Raw genomic sequence first — 18,604 nt, 5'->3', positions numbered from 1 at the left:
AATGAAGTATTGTAGTAATTGTGGTGCTGAAATCAAGCCTGGTCAACGCGTTTGTACTCAATGTGGTACGCCTGTTCAACAACGAACAACGCATCAACCACCTAATCGTAAATCAAAATTACCTATATTTATCATTATTGCAGTGATATTAGTCATTATTATTGCTTTGTTTGTTACTTATAAAATAATTGACGCGCAACTATCACCTACAAAACAGGCAGAAACCATTTCTAAAGATTTAAAAAACAAAGATACAGATCGCCTAGCCAACCATTTAAAAGCAAATGGTGAAGCTATTTCTAAAGATGAAGCTAAAGCTATTTATAAATATATTGACGAAACTGATAGCATAGATCGTGTTGCTGATGAACTTCAAAGTAGTGCAAAAAATATTAAAGAAAATAAATCAAATGAACATGCTGTCACTGTTGGTGACACTGCTTTAATTAATATTACCGAAGATGGAAAAAAATGGGGCATATTCAAAAATTACATTTTTAATGTTAGTAAGGAGCCTGTTTCGATTACCTCAGAAGAAGACACAACGCTATCTTACAAACTTAATGACAAAACAACCCAAGTTAAATTAAAACAAGGTAAGACGAAGACACTCGATGATTTTCCAGTTGGCATATATGATTTAAAAGCAACACAAAAGGTTGATAATAAAAAATTCGACGGCGTTATTCATATCGATATGTCTGAAAGTAACAGTGCAGATTTACAATTCAAACAAAAACGTTTTACAGTTAGTATTGATTCAACTTATGCAGATTCTGATTCTCTGAAACTTTATATTAATGGGGATGAACAATCAGATTTTGACGAATATGAATCTGTCACTTACGGTCCTTATGCACCAGATGAAAAAATCGAAGTCTATGCTACAACTGAAGTTGAAGGCAAACAATTCAAATCAAGTGTAGAAAATGTTTCTAGTCCTAAAGATGATGAAGATGAAATAGACGTATCTTTATCATTTGACGATGATGCAATAAGCGATTATGAAGACAAAATGATCGAAAAAGAAGCAGATTCTGATGACGACGATAGTAGTAACGCCAGTTCTGACGAAAAAGTAACGCGTGATAATGTTATTGATAAAGTCGAATCTTATGAAGGTAGCACTTTGGATACAGATAATTATACTTATAAAGAACCAGAAAAAACTGGAGACGGTTGGGGATTCTCTTTCACAGATAAAGACGGAGACCTAGCAGGTTCTTATAAAATTGATGAGGATGGTTACGTAACTGAATATGACGAAGACGGTGAAGAAGTAGATTCAGGATACTAATAAACTACAAGTAGTAAATACAACATGCTACTTGTAAAAGTCCATACATTGCATTATTACTTAAACACACTATACAAGGGAGTGAGATAGAAATCTGATATTTTAAAAAAGATTTCTGTCCCGCCCCTTTTATTTTTATCTTTGTTAAAGCAAACTAACATTACACCAAATACATTAGCTCAGTCTAAATGATGATGTTTTATTAATGAGAAGTTAGTAATATATACTTAAGATTATTAAAACAAGCAATGTTTATACTACCAGAGTTGGGTAATTTAAAAGTAAGCACTTAATATCTAAATACAATTGAAGGTGAAAAAATGACTAACAACAACTCTTTCAATGATTATCCTAAAATTTTAAAAATTGAAGATGATGGAAAAATTATTGCGCTAGACAAATATGGAAACGTTAATACTGATTTAAATATTCACACTGTGAATGACCAACAACAACAAGATATCTACGGAAAGATCTTATACAATCCTTATCGTCGTACTGTGAAAAACAGTGAATCTTATAATGACCATAAGTACAATGATTACAAGTCGGAAACAAGCTACAATCAGCGAGATCGTGAACGAGAGTTGCAGTTATTAGAAGAAAATAAAAAATCAAAGCGCAAGCAATTTTGGCTTGGTTTAGGTCTGGTGGCTTTATTAGTCATCATTGTCATTTTTGCAGTTAGTACTTTTATGAATAATAACAATGATAATCAACAAACTGATAATGAAACAAGTGAACAATCCACTGCCAATCAAAATCAATCGAATGATACGCAAGGTGATAATGTCAATTTCGAACGTCAGAACAATCAAGTCAAAGATGATATTCAATCGTTAAAGTCAGATATTTCAAATTCTAATGAAGCAACAGATTCTAAATTACAAGCATTACAAGATAAAATTAATAGCCTAAAACAAGAAGCTGATTCTAATAAAACAAATAAGTTAGCTGATAAATACCAAACTACAGTAGATGATTTAAAACAGGCAAAAAACGAAAAAGATAATGGTAATACTGATAAAATGCAAGAAGAATTAGATAAAGTAAATAGCAAACTAGATGATATAAAATCGAAATTTTCTTCGTTGTTTAGTAAAGATGAACAAACAAATAATGAAGATGTTGAAAGTTAACGCAAAAAAATAAATATATGCTTTTAAAAATACGAGATATAGATTGTATTCGCTAAATAATAACTGTCGACTAAGGACGCACCTTGTCGGCAGTTTTTTTATTTAAGCTTACCTACTGTCTGATATATTTATATAAGTGTGTACTCGTTTATTTTCCTAGCTGTTTCGTTGTTACAAAATTATTGGATATATGCCTACTTGAAAAACAACTACACTTCTTTTCTATTTCATTAATATTTTGAATTATATTTTCAAAAATTTAAACATTAACTTATTGAACTTCAAATATTAATTTAAAATTTTTTCATACAAAGCATTTTAATAAATTCCACAAATGATCAAACGCCATAAAACCCTTGATTTTTAGCAACATATAGCATATATAAATTTCTGTTTCGTGAATATATAGATTTTACAATTTTACGAACTATTATATGTAAGCGTATACATTTCAGAATATTCGTGCTATTATCTTATCAACTTAAACAAATGTTTAATTTGTAAACTTAAGTTTAATTTTGCATAAAGGAGGTTGCCATATGAATAAAAATGAACAGGAAGTTTTAAAGCGTATTCAAGAAAATCCATTCATTTCACAACAAGAATTAGCACAGTCTATTGGATTATCTCGGCCAGCAGTTGCAAATATTATATCTGGACTTATCCGCAAAGAATATGTTTTAGGGAAAGCGTATGTTTTAAATGAAGATTATCCAATTGTCTGCATTGGTGCTGCGAACTTAGACAGAAAATTTTATGTTCATAACGATTTACAATTAGAAACGTCTAATCCTGTTACTTCAACGAGATCTATAGGTGGGGTTGCACGCAATATAGCAGAGAATTTAGGGCGTATGGGCGAAACAGTTGCATTTTTATCTGTGAGTGGTAATGACAGCGAATGGGATATGATTTATAAATTATCAACCCCATTCATGAACTTAGACCACGTTCAACAAATAGAAAACGCAAACACTGGTTCCTATACAGCATTAATCAATAACGACGGTAATATGGAATACGGTTTAGCAGATATGGAGGTCTATGATTATATTACTCCAGAATTTTTAATTAAACGTACACATTTATTAATAAAAGCAAAATGTATCATCGCAGACCTCAACATTTCAAAAAGTGCAATGGATTTTTTATGTGCTTATTCAGAAAAGCATAGCATTAAATTAATAGTTATTCCCGTTTCATCTCCAAAAATGAAAAACATGCCTGATTCATTACATGCTATCGATTGGCTTATTATTAATAGAGATGAAACCGAAACTTATTTAAATATGACTATACAAAACACTGATGATTTGCGTATAGCTGCACAAAAATGGAATAAGTTAGGCGTTTCAAATGTTGTGATTACAAATGGTGTAAAAGAACTTATTTTTAGAAATAGTAACGAAGAAGTCATTAAACCTGTGATACCTTCACAACATGTCGTAGACGTAACAGGAGCTGGTGATGCTTTCTCTAGTGCAGTCATTTTTAGTTGGTTAAATGAACTAGACACTGAAAGCATACTGACAACAGGCATGATGAATGCTCGAAAAACAATTGAAACTGAATACACCGTGAGGCAAAACTTAGATAAGAAACAATTATTTAGAGATTTGGAGGACTATAAAAATGAAGCAATATATTGAATTTTCTAAAGAAGTAGCACAAGCTAAAGCAGATAAAAAACCCATCGTAGCACTAGAATCAACAATCATTTCACATGGTATGCCTTACCCACAAAATGTGCAAATGGCTACGGCTGTTGAAAATATCATACGTGATTATGGTGCAATTCCAGCAACCATTGCATTAATTGATGGAAAAATCAAAATTGGACTGGAAAATGATGAACTAGAATTACTCGCTAAAAGTGATAATGTCGCAAAAGTTTCACGTCGTGATTTTGCAGAAGTAATCGCTACTAAACAGATTGGTGCAACTACAGTTGCATCAACAATGATGAGTGCAGAATTAGCAGAAATTCAATTCTTTGTAACTGGTGGTATTGGTGGTGTACATAAAGGTGCCGAAAACACAATGGATATCTCAGCGGACTTAGAAGAGTTAGGTAAAACAAATGTAACAGTAATATGTGCTGGCGCTAAATCTATACTAGACTTACCAAAAACAATGGAATATCTTGAAACAAAAGGCGTACCCGTAATAGGTTACCAAACAGATGAATTACCAGCATTTTTCACACGACAAAGCGGTATTAAACTAAACAGTTTTTCTGAAACTCCAGATGATATCGCACATATTTGTAAAGTTAAAAATGATTTGAATATTGAAGGTGGCGTTGTTATCGCTAACCCAGTTCCTAAAGAACATGAATTACCTAAATCATATATTGACGGTATTATTGAAGAAGCAGTTAAAGAAGCAGAAACGCAAGGTATTAATGGAAAAGATTCTACGCCATTTTTACTTGGTAAAATTGTCGAAAAATCTGAAGGCAAGAGTTTAAATACAAATATCAAACTAGTTGAGAACAATGCGGTACTTGGCGCAAAAATTGCAGTTGCTTTCAATACATTGTAGGTGATACTTATGTCAATCATATTTGCCGTTACTGGTATATTTTTTGCATTATTCATCGCTTTTTTATTTAGCTATAACAGAAAGGCGATTGATTTCAAAAAACCAGTCATTATGTTAATCGTTCAAATCATCATTGTAGTATTCATGATGAATACGACTATTGGTTTAACGATATTAACCACATTAGGTTCATTTTTTGAAGAATTAATCAATATTAGTAAAGCTGGTATCGAGTTTGTTTTTGGTGGTTTACAAAACAAAGGTGCTTCAACGTTTTTTATTACCGTTTTACTACCTTTAGTATTTATCTCTGTATTAATCGGTGTGTTAAACTATTTTAAAATTCTTCCGTTTATCATTAAATATGTTGGTATTATTATCAATAAAATCACACGTATGGGTCGTCTCGAAAGTTACTTTGCTATCTCAACTTCTATGTTAGGACAGCCAGAAGTTTATTTAACTATTAAAGAAATGATTCCTAAATTATCTAAAGAGAAATTATATACGATTACTACTTCTGGTATGAGTGCTGTTAGTATGGCTATGTTAGGTTCTTATATGCAAATGATCGAACCTAAATATGTAGTTACTGCCGTTATGCTCAATATTTTCAGTGCTTTAATTATCGCAAGTGTCATCAATCCATATCAATCAGATGATAGTGACGTGGAAATTTCCAATTCATCCACAGCTAAAAGCAATTCAAATAGTGATGAAACAAAGTCGAAAAATGTTCCATTTTTCCAAATGATTGGCGATAGTGCTACGGACGGCTTTAAAATTGCCGTAAGTGTCGCCATTATGCTCCTTGCATTCATCTCTTTGATGGAAGCAGTCACAGTATTATTTAATTTTGTCGGTTTAGATTTCAAACAATTAATCGGTTTTATTTTTGCACCGATTGCTTTCATCATAGGTGTACCTTGGAACGAAGCAGTTCAAGCTGGATCACTCATGGCAACTAAATTAATCACTAACGAATTTGTTGCTATGTTAGACTATCAAAAATTAGCTGGAGATTTAACACTACGTACACAAGGTATCATTTCTGTATATCTCGTTAGTTTTGCTAATTTTGGTACTGTAGGCATTATCGTTGGTGCTATCAAAGGATTTAGTGATGTACAAGGCAATAAGGTGGCTTCGTTTGCCCTACGCTTGCTACTAGGTTCAACACTTGCTTCAATTATTTCAGCATCAATCGTTGGTTTAGTATTATAGTTTTTTAAAAATGACTACATAAATCCAAATAACTTTAAATGATATTGTAATCTATAGCTAGCATTGAATAATAAAAGGCTGAGACAATTCAATTTGTCTCAGCCTTTTACATTATTTATTAGTTAAAGAAACCTAAGATGAAGTCAGCGCCTTTAGCTAATGCGTCAGCAATGCTAGTTCCCATTGTTACCCAGTCAGCACTTAAACCTGCTTTTACAGCTTCACTGATTGCGTTTACGAAATCAGACATTTAACACACCTCATTTCTCAATATATGATTTGTTAAAGGTTGATTACCTTTAACTAAATTATAATAATAAATATTAATATTGTTGTAAATATTTCCTGATTTGTATGTTTTTGTGCCTAAGTGTTATTACAATACTTAATTTTTACAATTAATGTTTCCTAGTTGTCATTCAGTGATAAAGTTTTATATTATTTTTATAATGACAGAAATAATGCATCTGGGACATAAATCCTAAAAAAATAGCACTCAGATGATTTAATTCAATTCATCTGAGTGCTTCCTTTTTATTCAATACTTCGTATTGTTGGCTCGCTTGTTTAGGATACAACTTCAGCCTGTAATCTTCAGCTTGTCCTGTTACCTCAAGCGTCTCGCCAAAACACAACGTATTCAAATATCTTTATGACAAATGCCTTTCTAATCGCTGAACTTTATCTTGATCTAATGTGTCGAATATTTCATTATCTACAATTACTTCAACATGAGGATGTTGATGTAATATAGATGCAGGTAACGTTTCGGAAATTTCTCCCTCTATTAATTGTGAGACGGCTTCTTTTTTATTTCTACCCATCGCTAACAAAATAATACGTTTCGCACGTATAATAGATGCCAGTCCCATAGAAATTGCTTGCTTAGGAACATCTTCTATTGAATCAAAATAACGACTATTTGCTTTCATCGTTGAAGAAGATAAATCTACAACTCTTGTAATACTTTCAAACGACGAACCAGGCTCATTAAATCCTATATGCCCGTTTTCACCTATACCTAAAATTTGTATATCTGTAGGTCCTTTATCTTTTAAATATTGTTCATACATTAAGCATTCTTGTTCTAAATTATTGGTATCTCCTTGTGGTATAAATATATTTTCTTTATGCCACGTTTGATGATGTTTAAATAACTGTCGATACATATATGCGTGATAACTTTGTTCATTGTCTGCGCTTAAACCCACATATTCATCCAAATTAAATGTCACTATTTGATCTAGTTGCAAATGATTATGATTAATCAATGTTTTTAAATACTTGTAAACATCTGTCATAGTATTTCCTGTAGCAAGACCCAATACTGAATCCGGTTTCATTTTTATTTGCTTTAACAGTTCAGTCGCAACATATTGACTTGCAAGCTGTCTATTCTCTAAATTTAAAATATACATATACTCACCAATCACTTTCTAATTTCTGTATATTACCTTTGTTTAATGATAAATTGAAAATTTTTTTATTACGCTTGTTCACTGTCTAGTAACTCTTCTACTTCATTTTTTATCGTTGTGACATGTGGTCCATAAACAATTTGTACACCATTACCTTTTTGGATGATACCTCTAGCTTCGGTAGAATTCAGCAGTTGCTTATTGATTGGAGTGTCTGACTTTAATGTCACTCTTAGCCTTGTAGCACAACAATCGACAATTTCTATATTTTCTTTGCCACCTAAACCCTCGATAATTGTTTTAGCACGTTCTGTCGTTTCAACAGTTTCTGTAGTTGTTTCCGCTTCTCTACCAGGTGTTTTAAAGTTGAATTTGTTAATTAAAAATCTGAAAATAATATAATATAAAATAAACCAAACGATGCCAATCGGTATTACCCATAAGAAGTTCGTCTTAGCATTACCTTGCAAAACGCCGAATAATAAAAAGTCTATAAAGCCACCACTGAATGTTTGACCTATCGTAATATTAAATACGTCTGCCATCATAAACGCTAAACCATCTAAAAATGCATGTATCACATATAAAATTGGTGCAACAAATAAAAAACTGAACTCTAACGGTTCTGTAATACCTGTTAAAAATGAAGTTAATGCTGCAGATAACATTAGCCCACCCACGACTTTTTTATGTTGCGGTTTCGCAGTATGATAAATTGCTAAAGCTGCACCACATAGTCCAAACATCATTGTAATAAAACGACCTGACATATAACGCGAAACACCTGAATAGTATTTCGTTACGTCTGGATCACCAAGTTGAGCAAAGAAAATATTTTGAGTGCCTTGAACAAGATGACCTTTAACTTCTAACGAGCCACCTAATGCAGTTTGCCAAAACGGTAAATAGAAAATGTGATGTAAACCAAATGGCCCCAATAGCCTTAATATAAATCCAAAGAAAAAAGTACCAATGACACCAGTTTTATCTACGATACCTCCTACACCAAATATCCACCCCTGTACTGTTGGCCAAATAAAGAACATGATAACCCCGAGTATGATTGCAGAGATTGCTGTAATAATTGGAACAAAACGAGATCCTCCAAAAAATCCTAAATATGATGGAAGAGAAATCTTGTGATATTTATTATGTAAAAGCGCCGTCATAACTCCTGTGATAATCCCACCAAACACGCCCGTTTCTACTGTTTGAATTCCTAGAACCATACTTTGTCCTTTTTCTGCTAAATTGCCTTTTGCTAACGTATCTGTAATGATTAGCAATCCATTCATCGAAGCATTCATAATAAGGAATCCTAGCAATGCTGCTAATCCTGCAGTACCTTTATCACTTCTAGCTAATCCAATTGCAACACCTATGGCAAAAATTACTGGTAAATTTTGAAATACAATATTACCAGCTGATGACATAAGAACAAATATATTTTGCAATAAGTTAATATCCAACACAGGATATGCTTTGATTGTATTCGGATTACTTAATGCGCCACCGATTCCCAACAACAATCCAGCTGCCGGTAATATAGCGATAGGTAACATAAATGATTTACCAAATTGTTGTGCCTTTTCAAACAATTTACTCATAGTCATTAACCTCCTAATTATCATAAATATACAATTAAAGAAAATATTAATCAATATAAAATACCATTATGAAAAACTTTTTCATAATGGTGATATATGTCTTCTTTTTTAATGAAAAAAACTCACAAAGCACGTTACTTTGTGAGTCTCTTTATTTATTCAATTAAGATATGTGTTAAAAAATATCCCCTAATGTTCCTGCCATAATTGCTTTAATTGAATGTAATCTATTTTCCGCTTGCTCAAATATAACAGCATGTTCACCTTTAAATACATCATCTGTTATCTCCATTTCAGTTAAACCATGAGTCTTATAGATTTGTTGTCCCACCTTTGTATGCACATCATGGAAGGCGGGCAAACAATGTAATACAATAACATCTGGATTCATTGTATTGACAAGCATAGCTTCATTAATTTGATATGGAAGTAATTTTTCAATACGTTGTGTTTGAACTGATTCATCTTCTCCCATTGAAAACCAGACATCTGTATATATTGCATCTGCTTTATAAACTGCTTGTTGAATATTATCTGTAATTAAAATATTACTGTGCGATTGTGTTGCATAATTTTTAGCAAGTTGCTGAATATCTTGATCAGGCTGTAGCGATTGAGGGGCTGCAATATGAATATTCATACCTAATATTGCGCCGGTAACCAATAAATCATGTGCTACGTTATTTCTTGCATCACCAACATAAGTCAATGTTTTGCCTTGTAATGTGCCTAGGTGTTCTTTTAAAGTATAAAAATCTGCAATCATTTGAGTAGGATGCCATTCGTTTGTTAAACCATTCCATACTGGAACTTCGGCATGTTGCGCTATACTTTCCACATCTTTTTGATAAAAACCTCTAAATTCAATACCATCATACATACTCCCTAATACTTTTGCTGTATCTTCTGTCGATTCTTTGACACCTAGATGAATTTCACCTTGACCAAAATAATCTGGAAAGGCACCTAAATCGTTTGCTGCTACACTGAATGCTGAACGTGTTCTTGTAGATGGTTTTTCAAATAATAAAGCAATATTCTTACCTTTAAGATAAGGGTGAGGAATGCCTCGCTTTTTCTTTTCTTTTAATTCTCCGGTAAAGTCAATCAAAGTGACTAGTTCATCTGCAGTAAAGTCACTCGTTTTCAAAAAGCTCTTACCTTTTAACAATGCTAGTTTTTTTAAATCTGTTGTGTACGCCCCAATTTCATCACTCCAATATATTTATAAGATTTATATACATATTAAACTTAAATAGAGTTATTTTCAAGTATAAATATACTATTTATTGTATATTTTTAAATTGTTTAATTATTTTACTAGTTTTGAAGTATAACCTACGCTAAATGTATATTTCCATACAATCACGATCTTATTTGCAACAGTCAAGCAAGTAAGATGTCTGACAATAAACACCGTGGCAATGATTTAACTAAGTTGTGCTTTCCTACACAATATTTTAATAATATATAGTAAATTGAACATGTAACCACTAGCTCATGGAGGTGAACATACATGTTAGATTTACTATTTGCCACTATTAAGCAAATTGCTGCTCATTTTGTTTCAGGTGGTTTCCAAGAAAAATAATTATATTTATCCCACGTCATCTCAAAATCATTGCATAATCATCCCTTAAAATGAATACAAAAACGGGCAAACAATATCAAAACCCCTCATTTTGAAACTGTTCGCCCGTTTACTATTATTTATTAATCGTTAGCTGAAGCTATTAAAAAATCATCCATTAAGCCATATTCTAACTTTTTTATAGCTACTATAATAGATTATTTACTGTATGATGCAAAATTTTTAGACTTTCTACGTTCCCTTTCCTCAGGTGTCTTTAAGAAACGTGTCATAATTGCACTAGCAACATATAATCCAAATATTAAGTACATCATGCCTTTAACACCAATACTATCATAAAACAATGCCACTAACCCTGGTCCTGCAAATACACAAAGACCAGCGCCTAAATTTAATATTGCCATTGCTGGTCCTTTATCACCATCATGAACTAAAGAAGGGACAAGTGCAGAAATAGGGACAAAGCCTGCTAAACACATCCCCCATAGAAATCCTACCGTACCCACAATAAAAACATTACCTGTAAATAACTCTGGCACAAAATATAGTCCTAACGTAAATATCGCACATCCAACACCACCAATATAAGAAATCGTATTTTTCCAGCCAATTTTATCGCTCAACGCACCAAATATTAGATTGAATATAATATTAGCAATAAAAATTGTTCCCCAAATATTTAACCAAGTTGTAGTAGCAATACCTTTGGAAGCTAAATAAATCGGCAGAAATAATGGAAAAGCATATTGTGCCGCCTGGTTTATGATTCTAACAACACAGGCCACTGCCACACGCGGTTCCCTTTTTAGTATCGTTATACCTGCAAGTACCTCACTAAAGTGTTCTTTAAATCCGTGCCCTTTTTCTTCAATCATAAACTGGTCTCTATTTACAAATACTGCTAAAAATGTTCCTATTAACACCCAAATAATCGCTGTCCACAATGTAAAGAAGTGTCCAAATAGTTGAATCGCAAAAGAAGAATAAAATGATCCTAGGACACTAAGCCCTCCTGTAAACACAAACCAAAACCATCCTACTGCAGCACCTAAACGCTTTTGCGGAGAACGATAAGCAACCCAAACCAAAAAAGAATAAGCAAACAAAGGGTAGCCAAACCCTCTTATTGCATATGACGGAATCATGATATTATAGTTCATCGTTGGGATTGCCAAACCAACAAATATTGCATGACCGATGATATATAACCCTGTTCCTAACAGCATCACTTTTCTTGGACCGATAATTTCTACCAAGACACCTGATAACCAAGAACCAATAGCTATCGTTACACCATAGCAAGTGGTCAAAATCGCAGTTTGTTGCACGGATAGACCATGATCATGTAAATAAGGACTAATCCATGCCAGCTCTAAACCGTCTCCCATCATAAATATTAATACACCAACATATCCCCAAAATAACGTTGGAGGCATTCCCATTTTAGTTAATTTATCACTCATATTACGCACCCCTTATAAATCAATCGTTGATATTAAGATTAATTTAAATATTTTCTTGCAATTTTTGTAATCACTTTTGTAAACGCTTTCAAATATTATCATTATATTATTATATTTTTTCTAATAACGCAAATTTATTTTTATTTATTTTCGTTTTAAGATATAAATAAGTAAAACCGAAAATACAGCTTATTAAAATCAACGAAAAATATTTGTATACGATTTAAATTGTTTATATGAAAAATTCATTTTTTATACATGATTGAAAATTTATTTGTAAACGTTTACAATGAGAGTTATTTAAACATCATATGACTAGATGATTATTAAATTTTTATGAGGGAGTTTTATATAAAATGATGTTATTAGTCGCTTTCAGTGCAGTAATCGTACCTTTTTTATTTCTTGTACTCTTACGTATGTCAGCTTTAAAAGGGATGATTATTAGCGCTATCGTTGTAACAGTTTTAGGGATTTTTGTATGGGGGATGCAAGGTAATGTCGTTATAGCTTCAATACTTCAAGGTACGCACAAAACATTAACGATACTTTATATTTTATTCGGTGCGCTCGTGTTACTTAATACATTACGCCAAACGGGTGCAGTAAACCGTATCAATGCAGGATTTAAGAAAATTTCACCAGATATGCGTGTCCAAGTCATCATTGTCGCTTTCTTATTTGGTTCACTTATTGAAGGCGCTTCAGGATTTGGTACACCAGCAATGGTTACAGCACCTTTACTAGTTGCTTTAGGTTTTAGACCTATGATAGCTGTTGTTACAGCTTTAATTGCCGATAGTATTGCAGTGTCTTTCGGAGCAGTGGGCACGCCAGTTATTGTTGGATTAAGTACTTTAAAAGAAGCAAATCAATCCTTTTTCCATTCGACAGCTGAGCAAATAACTATATTAGATTTATTGAGTGGTATTTTCATACCTATCATCGTTATCTCTACGATGATTATTTTCTTTGGGAAAAATAAAAAGTTAAAATCTATTATTGAAATGCTACCATGGCTAGCATTAATAGGAATTGTATATGCAGTATCTGCCTTTGTATATGCACATGTTTTCGGCGCAGAATTTGTTGCTATATTAGGCTCACTAACTGGTTTAGTAGTTGCCGTCTTAACTGCAAGTAAGGGTTGGTTGTTACCTAAAACAGTGTGGACAGATGGCTTAGATAAAACATACGAAGCAGATAGTACAGAACATTCTATGAGTTTACTAACTGCTTGGGCACCTTATGTAATGGTTGTTATCTTACTTTTATTAACAAGAACGGTTCCAAGTGTTGAATATTTCACCACACATGTTCTTGATTTTTCTTGGAATAATATTTTAAATTTCTCTGAAATATCATCTGAATGGCAATTTCTTTATTCACCTGGGACAATTTTATTATTATCAGCAATTTTCGCCATTATAATTCAAAGAAAATCTATTAAGGATTTAGGTAATGCAAGTATCACATCCTTATCAACAATAAAAATTACTGGTATTACACTAATTGCCACACTCGCAATGGTGCATGTTTTTATCAACTCAGGTATCAATGCGCATGATTTAATAAGTATGCCAGAATATATCGCCAAAAATATGGCTAATACTTTAGGTCCTGTATGGCTATTCGTTGCACCATTCTTAGGTGCTTTAGGTTCGTTTATTACAGGTAGTGCTACTGTATCAACGTTGACTTTCTCACCTATTCAATTAAACATTGCTAACTCTATTGGTGCAGATCCATTTATTGTATTAGCTGCACAAATCATTGGTGCAGCTGCCGGTAACATGATCTGTGTGCATAATGTGGTCGCAGTTTGTGCGGTAGTTAATATGCCTGGTAAAGAAGGTAGTGTCATAAGAAAAACATTAGGCCCTGCACTTCTGTATTGTATTCTAGTTGGGATTAGCGCGTATATTATCTCATTATTTTTCGCTTAGTCTATGCAAGTCTGAGATACAAATATCTTGAACTTAAAAATGAAGTGAGATATTCATATTTAATTGATTTAAAATCACTTCTTCATCGCACGGCGATAAGAAAAAAAGCTGAGACAAATTGAATTGTCTCAGCCTTTTTATGAAGTTTTATAAATCACCAACGCTATATAACTATTTTAAATAGAACATATTGTTACTTAATGCGTATTATTTCATATAAAATTCTTATTATTATCATATTGATTATTATTTTGATAAAGTACAAGTAAATTATTTCTTATATTTATATGATAAACATGAGGATTAGGTGGGGTTTGTTTATGAAAATTGAAAACATTAAATTATTCACTTCAGAATTTGAAAAGACATTCCAATTTTATGAAGAAATTTTAGAATGTCCAGTTTGGATGATTGGCCAAGAGGCTTTTACAGTTAAAATTGGAGAGACGCATCTGTGTTTTCAACAAGCAAACTACGATGTCCAACCATTTTATCACTTTGCGATTGACATTCCTTACAACCATTTCTTCGACATGAAACAACATTATCAAAATATTTTATTTCTATTGATGGAGGATGGTCAGCATACGACGTATTTCGAATCTTTTGTTGCACATTCTTTTTACTTTCAAGATCCTTCAGGGAACGTCGTGGAACTCATTGCACGCATTTCTAATATAACTGATGAACCTGAATTTTCAAGAATTAGTGAAATTGGATTCGTATGTAATGAAACGAAGGCAGTCTTTGAAGCATTGTCGAAATTTCATTTAAATACATATGAAAAGCAACCCTTTGCACCACATGATTTAAACTTTATCGGCGATCATTATGATGACAGTTTTATTTTACTGACACCGGAAGATAATAAATGGCTGTTCTCTGACCAGTTTTCCGAATCTCATCCCATGTGCATTCAAACAAATGAATTTAAGTTAAGCATGGATAACCAATCTCAATGGCACTTAAATAAACTTTAAATCTAAAAATAATGAGCACACAATATCAATTTAGCAAGTTTTGATACTGTGTGCTCATTTTTTATTAACACCGTCTTATAACGTCATATTCTAAGTTTATCGTATATTTTGATTTTAACAGTTTTACAATCAAATTTACTCTTTAACTTGTGACTTGTCACTGACAAATTTCTTTAAAGTTTTATTTAAACCATCTTTCGCTTCTTGGTCATAACCATAACTACCATCTTCATTTTGTGTGATGTGCTTATCTAATATAAATCTGCCTTTATGAATAGTATCTGCACCTAGTTCTTTAATAACTGGATCGAGACTATATTGGATTGCTAGCACATGTGCAAACGTGCCTCCTAAGGCTAATGGTAGTACCGTTTTACCTGTAAATGCCCCTCGTGGTAACAAGTCTAAATACGTTTTCACGATACCTGAGTAGGCAGCTTTAAATACTGGAGATACTATAATAACACCATCCGCATCTTCAATCGTTTTATGCGTAGCATTTATCGATTCATTAGAAAAATCTGCAGTAATTAAAGCCTCAGCATCTAATTGATGTACGTGGATGACATTTGTCTCGATGCCCTCAGCATTCAAATACGATTCCGCGTAATCTATAATACCTGTGAGTCTTGATTTTAGTTTATTGCCTCCAGCAATAATTGCTACTTTTGCCAAAATGATAATCCCCTTTCTATATAAAATTTTTCATATATACCTTCGACATTTACACGCTTATCTATTTATAAATATATGAAAAAATAAAATCCATTGGAAACAAATTCCACTTCTTTAGCGTATCATCAAATATAGGTAAAATCATAGGAAATGATTTGAATTATCGCAATTATTATTGTATCAATAAGTTTATATATTAAATTTATGACATTGATTAGGCATTTCCTTGGAAATAATTATATTGTCATTTAGCACTTTATGTTGATTATTATCTAAATCCATTGATAACTTATCACTTATGTTATTGCTTCAAAAGCTATGACCTTTAATTCACCTGTTGATGCATTTTTTTAATTTCTTAACACATTATTAATTCTAAACATCATACACGGTTGAGTGTAATAGTACAAAATCAGTTTTTTTGTTTCAACTCTAAAAAATTCTACAATATAAATAATTTTATTATATTCTTTTTTTAAAAATCGTTTCACTTTAAAAACCTTTTTTTCTAGATGTATACTTAATTTAGACATACAAAGGAGTGATACACAATGAGTACATTTTCTAATAAAGAAAAAGTACAAATCTTATCAGATATTGTAGCGATTGAAACAGTAAATGATAATGAGCTTGAAGTTTGTAATTATTTACAGAAACTATTTTCTAACTACGGAATTGAATCAAAAATTCAAAAAATTGATGAAAGACGTGCTAACCTCATTGCTGAAATCGGTGAAGGCAAGCCGGTAATCGGTATTTCAGGTCATATGGACGTTGTTTCTGCTGGTAATAAATCTCAATGGACATACGATCCATTTTCGCTTACTGAGGATGATGGATTTTTATATGGTCGTGGCGCAGCAGATATGAAGTCAGGACTTGCTGCGTTAGCAATTGCACTTATTGATATTAAATCTTCTCAAGCACTGCAACATGGTCGTATTAGATTTTTAGCAACTAGTGGTGAGGAAATGGAGCAACTTGGTTCTCAAACTTTGTACGAACAGGGTTATATGGATGACGTTGATGCATTACTTATAGCAGAACCTTGCCAAGATATCATGGTGTATGCACATAAAGGTTCAATGGATTATCGTATTACTTCCTACGGTAAATCAGCACATAGCTCTATGCCAGTAATGGGCACTAATGCCATAAAACCATTAATCTCATTTATACAAGATATTGATGACGCCTATGCTAAAATTTCAAAAGAAGTTCAGGGAAAAGCGCTAGATTTCACAAAATTCATTGAAAGAATTAAGCCATCATTGCCTGCAACAACAGCACTTGAAGACGTAGAATCTGCACTTCAAGGTTTAGTTATTAGCAATACATTAATTAACGGTGGGGTACAGGTGAACTCTGTTCCTGAAGAGGCAGATGCAGATTTTAATATTCGTACAATTCCAGAATATGATAATGAACAAGTAAAAACGTTATTCTCAAACACAATTCAAAACCATAATGATAAAGGTGCAAATTTATCAAGCGACCTATACTTAGACCTAGATCCAGTACTCACTACTGGTGATAACAGCTTAATTAATACTGCTCAGAACATAGCTCAATCTCTATTTGACAAGGACTTTATCGCTTCTCCAATCGGTGGCGTTACTGATGCTTCAAACTTATTAAAAAATAAAGATGAAACTTTCCCATTCTTAGTATTTGGTCCAGGTATTAAACCACATCAAATTGATGAATGTGTAGAAAAAGACATGTATTTAAAATTCATTGATTTTTACAGTGAACTTTTAACAACTTATTCTAAAAAGCTTTAGTTTTAATTAAATTAACTTCAGCCATTTAAAAAAGCTCAGACACACTATGTTCTGAGCTTTTTTTATAACATCGTGATAAGGTAAACGTGTGTACATACTGTTAAAACCTTGTCCTGACAATAGTGGAACAAAACAACACATTTAAAAATTTGTTATTTACGCTTTTGTACATTGTTACTTGCAAATTGTAGTACCTACATTATGGCCATGTTGCAATTTTTGAATAATGTGCGCTTCATTTCCTGCTGCAATAACTACTTTTTGACATCCCTTTTCTATTGCTTTAACAGCATCTTGGACTTTAGGTATCATACCACCATATATTAATTTTTGTTCAATATAGGTGGCTATATTTTTCGCATTTAATGACGGTTGTACTTTTTCATTGATTAAAACACCCGGAATGTCGCTTAATAAATAAATTGGTGCATGTAAAGCTTGCGCAATTTTATACGCTAGCGTATCGGCATTAATATTATATACCTGGTGCGTCATTTGATTTACACCTATAGATGCGATGACTGGTAGAAAAGATTGTGTTAAAGTCGCGATAACGCTTGTATCTATATGAATAGGTTCGCCAACAAAACCATATTTTAAATCTAATGGTTTAATATCAAATAATTGCGCATCTATGCCATTCATGCCAATACTTTGAATACCAAATTGATTGATTTTATTGACTAAACTAGGATTCACTTGTCCAATTAATGTTTGAGTCGTAACAGAAAGTACTTCATGGGTAGTAACTCTCAAACCATCTTTAAATTCTGTTGCTACTTCTTGTAATTCCAAAGATTGATTTATAAAAGGCCCACCTCCGTGGACGATTAATGGTTTATAACCTTGCTTTTTTAATGCAACAATATCTTCAATTATCGAATCATGCATATTCGTCAAAGTGCTCCCGCCTATTTTAATTACAATGTAATCCAT

At 32.5% G+C, this 18,604-nt stretch carries 16 protein-coding genes; 8 read left to right on the top strand and 8 right to left on the bottom strand.

Translation table 11 applies throughout. The annotated features are described in order from the left end of the window. Nucleotide 1 precedes the first annotated feature (1 nt). The 5 genes from KA830_RS00420 to KA830_RS00400 all read left to right on the top strand — a co-directional run bounded on the left by KA830_RS00420 (nucleotide 2) and on the right by KA830_RS00400 (nucleotide 6,204). A complete protein-coding gene (locus tag KA830_RS00420; protein WP_204179934.1) occupies nucleotides 2-1,297 on the top strand; it encodes a TcaA second domain-containing protein in 1,296 nt (431 codons plus the stop codon). A gap of 320 nt (nucleotides 1,298-1,617) precedes the next feature. Beyond that, nucleotides 1,618-2,436 carry a hypothetical protein gene (locus KA830_RS00415; RefSeq protein WP_204179933.1) on the top strand — a complete coding sequence of 273 codons (819 nt, stop codon included), beginning with the start codon at nucleotides 1,618-1,620 and terminating at the stop codon, nucleotides 2,434-2,436. Nucleotides 2,437-2,975: 539 nt separating this feature from the next. Continuing rightward, a complete protein-coding gene (locus tag KA830_RS00410; RefSeq protein WP_046206655.1) occupies nucleotides 2,976-4,085 on the top strand; it encodes a carbohydrate kinase in 1,110 nt (369 codons plus the stop codon). After that, nucleotides 4,069-4,980 (top strand): pseudouridine-5'-phosphate glycosidase, encoded by a 912-nt coding sequence (locus KA830_RS00405; protein WP_046206654.1) that lies wholly within the window; start codon nucleotides 4,069-4,071, stop codon nucleotides 4,978-4,980. Before KA830_RS00410 ends, KA830_RS00405 begins: the two co-directional genes overlap by 17 nt. Nucleotides 4,981-4,989: 9 nt before the next feature. Further along, nucleotides 4,990-6,204, top strand: coding sequence for a NupC/NupG family nucleoside CNT transporter (locus tag KA830_RS00400; RefSeq protein ID WP_046206653.1), 1,215 nt, complete (start codon nucleotides 4,990-4,992; stop codon nucleotides 6,202-6,204). 118 nt (nucleotides 6,205-6,322) lie between these two features. On the opposite strand, the gene KA830_RS00395 is transcribed toward KA830_RS00400, so the two are convergent. From KA830_RS00395 to KA830_RS00375, 6 genes are all read right to left on the bottom strand, one after another. Beyond that, complete coding sequence (locus KA830_RS00395; protein ID WP_019469020.1) at nucleotides 6,323-6,454, bottom strand: beta-class phenol-soluble modulin; 132 nt, start codon at nucleotides 6,452-6,454, stop codon at nucleotides 6,323-6,325. A gap of 265 nt (nucleotides 6,455-6,719) precedes the next feature. Beyond that, nucleotides 6,720-6,848 (bottom strand): hypothetical protein, encoded by a 129-nt coding sequence (locus KA830_RS13780; RefSeq protein ID WP_275428178.1) that lies wholly within the window; start codon nucleotides 6,846-6,848, stop codon nucleotides 6,720-6,722. A gap of 6 nt (nucleotides 6,849-6,854) precedes the next feature. Further along, nucleotides 6,855-7,622, bottom strand: a complete 768-nt coding sequence (gene nagB / locus KA830_RS00390; protein ID WP_064209186.1) for a glucosamine-6-phosphate deaminase — start codon at nucleotides 7,620-7,622, stop codon at nucleotides 6,855-6,857. A 68-nt stretch (nucleotides 7,623-7,690) separates the two neighbouring features. Beyond that, the gene (locus tag KA830_RS00385) at nucleotides 7,691-9,229 is read right to left on the bottom strand and encodes a PTS transporter subunit EIIC (RefSeq protein WP_204179932.1); all 1,539 of its coding nucleotides are present in this window, start codon (nucleotides 9,227-9,229) and stop codon (nucleotides 7,691-7,693) included. A gap of 175 nt (nucleotides 9,230-9,404) precedes the next feature. Next, nucleotides 9,405-10,400, bottom strand: coding sequence for an ornithine carbamoyltransferase (gene argF, locus KA830_RS00380; RefSeq protein WP_226857784.1), 996 nt, complete (start codon nucleotides 10,398-10,400; stop codon nucleotides 9,405-9,407). Between the two features lie 617 nt (nucleotides 10,401-11,017). Next, entirely contained in the window at nucleotides 11,018-12,283 is a 1,266-nt protein-coding gene (locus KA830_RS00375; RefSeq protein ID WP_070658030.1) for an MFS transporter, read from the bottom strand. A gap of 356 nt (nucleotides 12,284-12,639) precedes the next feature. Here KA830_RS00375 and KA830_RS00370 point away from each other — a divergent pair, with 356 nt between their 5' ends. Both KA830_RS00370 and KA830_RS00365 read left to right on the top strand, forming a co-directional pair. Next, a complete protein-coding gene (locus KA830_RS00370; protein WP_046206648.1) occupies nucleotides 12,640-14,229 on the top strand; it encodes an L-lactate permease in 1,590 nt (529 codons plus the stop codon). 320 nt (nucleotides 14,230-14,549) lie between these two features. Further along, nucleotides 14,550-15,209 carry a hypothetical protein gene (locus KA830_RS00365; RefSeq protein WP_210134047.1) on the top strand — a complete coding sequence of 220 codons (660 nt, stop codon included), beginning with the start codon at nucleotides 14,550-14,552 and terminating at the stop codon, nucleotides 15,207-15,209. 135 nt (nucleotides 15,210-15,344) lie between these two features. Here the strand turns inward: KA830_RS00365 and ssuE are convergent, their stop codons facing one another. After that, on the bottom strand, nucleotides 15,345-15,884 hold the full coding sequence (gene ssuE / locus KA830_RS00360) for an NADPH-dependent FMN reductase (RefSeq protein WP_046206646.1): 540 nt from the start codon (nucleotides 15,882-15,884) through the stop codon (nucleotides 15,345-15,347). 551 nt (nucleotides 15,885-16,435) lie between these two features. Between ssuE and KA830_RS00355 the strand changes: the two genes are divergently transcribed. Beyond that, entirely contained in the window at nucleotides 16,436-17,668 is a 1,233-nt protein-coding gene (locus KA830_RS00355) for an ArgE/DapE family deacylase (protein ID WP_070037182.1), read from the top strand. Nucleotides 17,669-17,842: 174 nt separating this feature from the next. Here the strand turns inward: KA830_RS00355 and argB are convergent, their stop codons facing one another. After that, nucleotides 17,843-18,604, bottom strand: coding sequence for an acetylglutamate kinase (gene argB, locus KA830_RS00350; protein WP_064209178.1), 762 nt, complete (start codon nucleotides 18,602-18,604; stop codon nucleotides 17,843-17,845).

Origin of the sequence: Staphylococcus sp. GDY8P119P (genome assembly GCF_017892075.1) — a bacterium.
GTDB classification, from domain to species: domain Bacteria; phylum Bacillota; class Bacilli; order Staphylococcales; family Staphylococcaceae; genus Staphylococcus; species Staphylococcus ureilyticus.
Note: the sequence above shows the minus strand (reverse complement) of the source record. Positions and strands in the feature narration are given on the sequence as shown.

Excerpts from the sequence above, each read along its gene's own strand:
- KA830_RS00400 (WP_046206653.1), top strand. The coding sequence starts at position 4,990 with ATGTCAATCATATTTGCCGTTACTGGTATATTTTTTGCATTATTCATC.
- KA830_RS00355 (WP_070037182.1), top strand. The coding sequence starts at position 16,436 with ATGAGTACATTTTCTAATAAAGAAAAAGTACAAATCTTATCAGATATT.
- KA830_RS00370 (WP_046206648.1), top strand. The coding sequence starts at position 12,640 with ATGATGTTATTAGTCGCTTTCAGTGCAGTAATCGTACCTTTTTTATTT.
- KA830_RS00420 (WP_204179934.1), top strand. The coding sequence starts at position 2 with ATGAAGTATTGTAGTAATTGTGGTGCTGAAATCAAGCCTGGTCAACGC.
- argB (WP_064209178.1), bottom strand. The coding sequence starts at position 18,604 with ATGGATTACATTGTAATTAAAATAGGCGGGAGCACTTTGACGAATATG.
- KA830_RS00415 (WP_204179933.1), top strand. The coding sequence starts at position 1,618 with ATGACTAACAACAACTCTTTCAATGATTATCCTAAAATTTTAAAAATT.
- KA830_RS00405 (WP_046206654.1), top strand. The coding sequence starts at position 4,069 with ATGAAGCAATATATTGAATTTTCTAAAGAAGTAGCACAAGCTAAAGCA.
- KA830_RS00395 (WP_019469020.1), bottom strand. The coding sequence starts at position 6,454 with ATGTCTGATTTCGTAAACGCAATCAGTGAAGCTGTAAAAGCAGGTTTA.
- KA830_RS00410 (WP_046206655.1), top strand. The coding sequence starts at position 2,976 with ATGAATAAAAATGAACAGGAAGTTTTAAAGCGTATTCAAGAAAATCCA.
- KA830_RS00375 (WP_070658030.1), bottom strand. The coding sequence starts at position 12,283 with ATGAGTGATAAATTAACTAAAATGGGAATGCCTCCAACGTTATTTTGG.
- KA830_RS00365 (WP_210134047.1), top strand. The coding sequence starts at position 14,550 with ATGAAAATTGAAAACATTAAATTATTCACTTCAGAATTTGAAAAGACA.
- KA830_RS00385 (WP_204179932.1), bottom strand. The coding sequence starts at position 9,229 with ATGAGTAAATTGTTTGAAAAGGCACAACAATTTGGTAAATCATTTATG.
- nagB (WP_064209186.1), bottom strand. The coding sequence starts at position 7,622 with ATGTATATTTTAAATTTAGAGAATAGACAGCTTGCAAGTCAATATGTT.